This is a genomic window from Pseudomonas sp. S32, from assembly GCF_016648095.1.
Lineage (GTDB): Bacteria > Pseudomonadota > Gammaproteobacteria > Pseudomonadales > Pseudomonadaceae > Aquipseudomonas > Aquipseudomonas parafulva.
In genome coordinates this window covers 116,304-122,303 of the sequence record NZ_JACVVF010000013.1, presented here as the reverse complement: position 1 = coordinate 122,303, position 6,000 = coordinate 116,304, and the positions used below count along the sequence as shown (strand labels likewise).

Annotated in this window: 5 protein-coding genes; all 5 read right to left on the bottom strand. The window is 65.9% G+C overall.

Features of this window, described 5'->3' with window-relative positions:
* Positions 1 to 176 precede the first annotated feature (176 nt).
* On the bottom strand, positions 177 to 1,607 hold the full coding sequence (pdxR, locus tag IAE38_RS09995) for a MocR-like pyridoxine biosynthesis transcription factor PdxR (protein WP_201217421.1): 1,431 nt from the start codon (positions 1,605 to 1,607) through the stop codon (positions 177 to 179).
* A 64-nt stretch (positions 1,608 to 1,671) separates the two neighbouring features.
* Positions 1,672 to 2,010: a hypothetical protein gene (locus IAE38_RS09990; RefSeq protein WP_201165401.1), complete on the bottom strand. Its 339-nt coding sequence runs from the start codon at positions 2,008 to 2,010 to the stop codon at positions 1,672 to 1,674.
* A gap of 131 nt (positions 2,011 to 2,141) precedes the next feature.
* Positions 2,142 to 3,380 carry a glycolate oxidase subunit GlcF gene (gene glcF, locus IAE38_RS09985; protein ID WP_201217420.1) on the bottom strand — a complete coding sequence of 413 codons (1,239 nt, stop codon included), beginning with the start codon at positions 3,378 to 3,380 and terminating at the stop codon, positions 2,142 to 2,144.
* A 9-nt stretch (positions 3,381 to 3,389) separates the two neighbouring features.
* Positions 3,390 to 4,442: a glycolate oxidase subunit GlcE gene (gene glcE / locus IAE38_RS09980; RefSeq protein ID WP_201217418.1), complete on the bottom strand. Its 1,053-nt coding sequence runs from the start codon at positions 4,440 to 4,442 to the stop codon at positions 3,390 to 3,392.
* The gene (gene glcD, locus IAE38_RS09975) at positions 4,442 to 5,941 is read right to left on the bottom strand and encodes a glycolate oxidase subunit GlcD (RefSeq protein ID WP_201217417.1); all 1,500 of its coding nucleotides are present in this window, start codon (positions 5,939 to 5,941) and stop codon (positions 4,442 to 4,444) included. The genes glcE and glcD overlap by 1 nt, the downstream gene beginning before the upstream one ends.
* Positions 5,942 to 6,000: the final 59 nt, after the last annotated feature.

Below are 6,000 nucleotides of genomic sequence, written 5' to 3'. Positions count from 1 at the left end.
TGGGAGCGGCTTCAGCCGCGAACACCGGCAAAGCCGGTGCCACACACCGCGGTGCTTGCTTCGCGGGTAAACCCACTCCCACAGTGATTGCGCCAGCTCTGAGATCTTGTGGAAGACAGTTGCTCAAACAGTTTCCTGTTGAATCAAAATGGCGTGACGGGCCGTGAAGCGGCCCATCACCCCATGCCCTGCAGCACATCCCGCACCCGATCCAGCGCCGGGTCGATGTCCAGCAGGTCAATAGCCCCAAAACCCATCATCAACCCGGCCCTCACCGGCATTTCACTGAAGAACGGTGCCAGCGAGTACAGCCCCACACCCGCAGTGTTCGCCAGCCTGGTCAGCCGTTCCACATCGACCCCAGGGCGCGCCAGGGCGCTCAGGTGCAAACCCGCGTGGGCGGGGATGGCGCTCAACCAAGGCGCAAGGTCGCCCTCCAGCCGCGACAGAATGCGCTCGCGCCGGGCGCTGTACACCTCATGGCAACGGCGGATGTGCTTGTTCAGGTGCCCTTGCCCCACAAAGCGCGCCAGTGCCCATTGCAACAGGGTAGGGCTGTGCCAGTCGCTCAGCTGCTTGGCCACGCAGGCGGCGTGCAGTACCGCCGCTGGCAGCACGGCGTAACCCAGGCGCAGTTCAGGCAACAAGGTTTTGGAGAACGTGCCCACGTAGGCCACCACCCCGTGCTGGTCCAGGCGCTGCAGCGCCTGGGCGGCAGGGCCGTGGTAGCGGAACTCGCAGTCGTAGTCGTCTTCGATGATCAGCGCGCCCAGCGTGGCCGCACGTGCCAGCAGCGCATGCCGGCGCGCCTCGCTCATCGGTACGCCCAGTGGGAACTGGTGCGAAGGGGTGACGTAGATCAGCTGGGTGCCTTCGGCGATCTGCTCCACGCACAAGCCTTGCTCATCCACCGCCACCGACTGCACCCGTGCGCCCAAGGCCAGAAACAGCTGCCGCGCCGGTGGGTAGCCTGGGTCTTCCATGGCCACCTGGCAACCCGGTTCCACCAGCACCCGGGCGATCAGGTCCAGCGCCTGCTGGGCGCCGTTGCACACCAGCACATCGTCGGCCGTGCAGTGTACGCCGCGCGCATAGGCGATGTGGTGGGCGATGACCTCCCGCAGCTCTTGCAGGCCCTGGGCGGGGAACTGCCGCTGTGCATGGCGCTGGCAGCGCCGCGCAGCGTCGTTCAGGCAACTGCGCCACTGGTCGAACGGGAACTGGGCCTTGCTTGAGGCACCGCCGACGAAATCATAGTGCACAGGTTGCTGCGGCCGCTGGCCCAGCACCGTGGCGCGTTGTTGCCAGCGCTGCAGCGAGGCACTGCCGGCCAGGGCGATGGGGCTGGCCCCGGACGCGCGGTTTGGCTGGCGTGGGGTAATGAAGGTGCCACGGCCCACCACGCCGCTGAGCAGGTTGTCGTAGGTAAGGCGTGAGTAGGCTTCGGCCACGGTCTTGCGGGACACGCCCAGTTGGACTGCCAGCAAGCGGCTGGGCGGCAACTGGCTGCCTGCCGCCAAATGGCCACTGTCGATGCTGGCGCGCAGCTGCCGGTAAAGCTGGTCGGCCAGGCCTTTGCGGCCTTCGAGGCGGATGTGCAGTTCCATGGTGCGATCCGGTGCGGAGGGCCGCTCAGGATAGCGGATTTGCCGCCGCTGTTGCGTTGGCCGTTCACAGCCGGGCGGTACTGACCGTGATGTAGCGCTTGTCGGGCAGCAGGATGCGGATCATGGTCTCGTCCGCAGGTGCGTGGCGGTTGCGTTTGATCGACACGCCCTCTAGCGCCACGGCTTTCATGTGCTGGGTGATCGCCCGCCCGCTGGCATCGAAAAATGCCTCGCTGGCGAGCAGTTCGATCCGTTCGATCAGCTGCCGCGTGCGTTCATCGGTGGCACAGAAAAACAGCACCCCGGACAAATGCGGGTCATCCTCCGGGTTGCTGAGGTCGTGAGCCAGCAATTCGCAAAGGCTGCTGCGCAACTGGGCGATGGTCGGTGGGTAGGGGGGCATGGGCGGCTTCCTCGGGTGCTCAATCCAAGCCGATCATGTTTTCTCCAGGCAAGGCTAACAAGTAAGACGTTTCTGATATTGCGCTAGGAAGCTTCCTAGTCTGACAGTCGTGAACGCGCCACGGCTTAAGCCTAAGGTTCGTCAGTGCCTGTCAGATCGAGTGCCGCCTCGACGATTTCCACCCAATGCTGCACAGGCGTGCGCCCGGCACCGCCCAGGTGCACCTGGCAGCCGACGTTGGCGGTGGCGATCAGCTGCGGGTTGCCGCTTTCCAGGGCATCCAGCTTGTTATCGCGCAGTTGCAGTGCCAACGCCGGCTGTGTGAGGGAGTAGGTACCCGCCGAGCCACAGCACAGGTGGCCGTCTGGCACGCTGGTCAGGCTGAAGCCCAGCCGCAGCAGCAGGGCTTCCACCGCGCCAACCAGCTTCAATGCATGCTGCAGGGTGCACGGGCAGTGAAAGGCCAGGCGCTGCCCGGTGTTTACCTGCAGTTGTTCGACCGGTTCGTTGGCCACCACCTCCACCAGGTCGCGGCACAGGCCACTGACAGTGGCCGCTTTATCGGCGTAGGCCGGGTCGCCTGCCAGCAGGTGCCCATACTCACGTACAAAAGCGCCGCAGCCGCTGGCGGTGATGACGATGGCCTCGGCACCGGCGGCGATTGCCGGCCACCAGGCATCGATGTTGCGCCGTGCACGCTGCAGGCCCCGCTGCTGGGCGTCCAGGTGATAATCGACCGCGCCGCAGCAACCCGCCTGTGGCGTGGTTGCAATGCTGATACCCAGGCGGTCCAGCAGGCGAGCGGCAGCCGCGTTGGTCGCCGGCGACAGGGCGGGTTGCACGCAGCCTTCGGGCAGCAGCACCTGCCGCGTGTGCCGCGCGGTGGGGCGCGGGCCAGGGGCCGGCTGGTGCGCCGGCAGCTTGTTCTTCACGGCGAGCGGCAGCAACGGGCGCAACACCTGGCCGCTGCGCAACAATGCCTTGAACAGCGCCGGGCGTGGCAGCACGGCACGCAGGCCCTGACGTAGCAGGCGCTGACCCAGTGGGCGAGGGATCTGCCGCGCGGCGAACCCCCGGCCAATGTCCAGCAGGTCATGGTACTTCACCCCTGATGGGCAGGTGGTTTCACAGCTGCGGCAGGACAGGCAACGGTCCAGGTGCAACTGGGTACTGGCGGTGACCACCTGGCCTTCGAGCATCTGCTTGATCAGGTAGATCCGCCCGCGCGGGCTGTCCAGCTCATCCCCCAGCAACTGGTAGGTCGGGCAGGTGGCGGTGCAGAAGCCGCAATGCACGCAGGACCGTAGAATGCTGTCGGCTTCGTCGGCGCGATCGAGGGCACGGGCGTGTTCGCTGAGCGTGGTCTGCATGGTCTGGCCTCACAGGTCCGGGTAGAGACGGCCGGGGTTGAACACCCGCTTGGGGTCCATCTGGTGCTTGAGTGCACGGTGGTAGCGCATCAGCGCTTCTGGCAAAGGCGGGTTGCCGTGCACACCGGTGCCATGGCAAGTCGCATGGCCACCGGCCTGTTCGGCAATGTGGTGGATACTGTGGGCGTCTGCGGCGCACTTCAGCCAGCGCTGCGCGCCACCCCAGTCGAGCAACTGCCTGCCGGGCAAGGGCAGGTCGCCTGTGGCAATCGGCAATGACAGGCGCCAGAGCGGCTCGGCACCTGCGAAAAAGGCCAGGCGCTGCTCGCGCAGATCGGCCCAGAAACGGCCGTCTGCCACTTCGCCGCCCAGGCGCATGCGTGCCGACTGCACCGACCCTTCACCGCCTTCCAGGCGCAACCACAGGGCATCACCGTCATGGCAGGCGGCGCTGATCGGCAACGGCTGCTGGCCCCAGCGCAGCAGTTCGGCCAGGGCCTGTTGGCGGCTCATCGGCAGGCACAGGCTAAGGCACTGGCGCGGCCGGGGGAGCACTTTCAACGACACTTCGGTCAACACGCCCAGGCAGCCGAAACTGCCGGCCAGCAGCCGTGACACATCGTAGCCCGCGACATTCTTCATCACCTCGCCGCCAAAGCGCAGCAACGTGCCGTGGCCGGTGATCACCCGCGTGCCCAGCACATAGTCACGCACCGAACCTGCCCAAGGGCGCCTGGGCCCAGACAGCCCGGCAGCCACCATGCCACCCACGGTGGCCCCAGGGCCCAGGTGCGGTGGCTCGCAGGGCAGCATCTGCCCGGCCTGGTGCAACACTGCTTCGATTTCCTGCAGCGGCGTACCGGCGCGGGCGGTGATCACCAGCTCGGTGGGGTCGTAGCTGACGATGCCACGGTGGCAACGGGTATCCAGCACCTGGCCAACCACCGGGTTACCCAGCATCGCCTTGCTGCCGCTGCCTTGAATGGCCAATGGCGTCTCTGATTCCAATGCCTGGCACACCTGCTCCAGCAGGGCCGCGCTCATGTCCCGGTCAAGGCTCATCAGAACCGCTCCAGTTGCGGAAACGGCAATTGCCCGTGGTGCACGTGCAATGCGCCGAATTCAGCACAACGGTGCAGGGTAGGGATGTTCTTGCCAGGGTTCAGCAGGCCGCGGGGGTCGAAGGCCGCCTTCACTGCATGAAACAGGCGTAGCTCGTCGCTGTTGAATTGCGCGCACATCTGGTTGATCTTTTCCCGGCCGACCCCGTGCTCGCCGGTGATGCTGCCCCCCACCGCCACGCAAAGCTCCAGAATTCTGCCGCCGAGGGTTTCAGCCTGTTCCAGCTCGCCGGGCAGGTTGGCATCGAACAGAATCAGCGGGTGCATGTTGCCGTCCCCGGCATGGAACACATTGGCCACCCGCAACCCGTGCTCGCAGGCCATTTCTTCAATGCGCTTGAGCACGTGGGCCAGTTGCCGGCGCGGGATGGTGCCATCCATGCAGTAGTAGTCTGGCGACAGCCGCCCCACAGCCGGAAACGCATTCTTGCGCCCCGCCCAGAAGCGTACCCGCTCCGCCTCGTCACGGGCCAGGCGCACCTCCCGTGCGCCGGCCTGTTCCAGCACTGCCGCCACCCGCTCGCAGTCGTCCTGCACATCGGCTTCCACGCCATCGAGCTCGCACAGCAGCATGGCTGCTGCATCTACCGGGTAGCCGGCGTGAATGAAGTCCTCCGCAGCCCGAATGGCCAGGTTGTCCATCATCTCCAGCCCGCCTGGGATGATCCCTGCGGCAATGATGTGCGCCACAGCGCGCCCCGCGTCTTCGACGCACTCGAAGCTGGCCAGCAGCACCCGCGCCACCTGCGGTTTGGGCAGCAGCCTGACGGTGACCTCGGTGACCACCCCAAGCATGCCTTCGGAGCCGGTGAACAGCGCCAGCAAGTCGAAACCTGGGCTGTCCAAGGCTTCACTGCCCAGGGTCAGGTGTTCGCCCTCGATGGTCAGTATCTCGACCTTGAGCACGTTGTGTACGGTGAGCCCGTATTTGAGGCAATGCACACCCCCGGCGTTCTCCGCAACGTTGCCGCCAATGGAGCAGGCAATTTGCGAGGACGGATCGGGGGCGTAATACAGGCCATGGGGCGCGGCGGCCTGAGAGATGGCCAGGTTGCGGACACCCGGCTGCACCCGGGCAAAGCGGCCCTGCGGGTTAACCTCGAGAATGCGGTTGAGGCGCGCCATCACCAGAAGCACGCCTTTGGCCAAGGGCAGGGCGCCCCCGGACAACCCCGTCCCGGCACCGCGCGCCACGACCGGCACATTGCGCTGGTGACACAGGCTCAGCACGGTCTGCACCTGATCTGTTCGCTCCGGCAGCACCACCAGCAAAGGCAGGGTGCGGTAGGCCGACAGGCCGTCGCATTCGTAGGGTGTCAGGTCTTCTTCACGGTGCAGCACCTGCAAATCGGGCATCGCTTGGGTAAGGGCCTGGCGCAGGCCTTCCCGGTCTACGGCAGGTAACACGCCGTCGATGCGTTCGTCGTAGAGCATCGTCATGAATGACTCGGTTCTTATTGTTATGGGGGGCAGGAAACGCCCCAAGCATAGGGATGCCG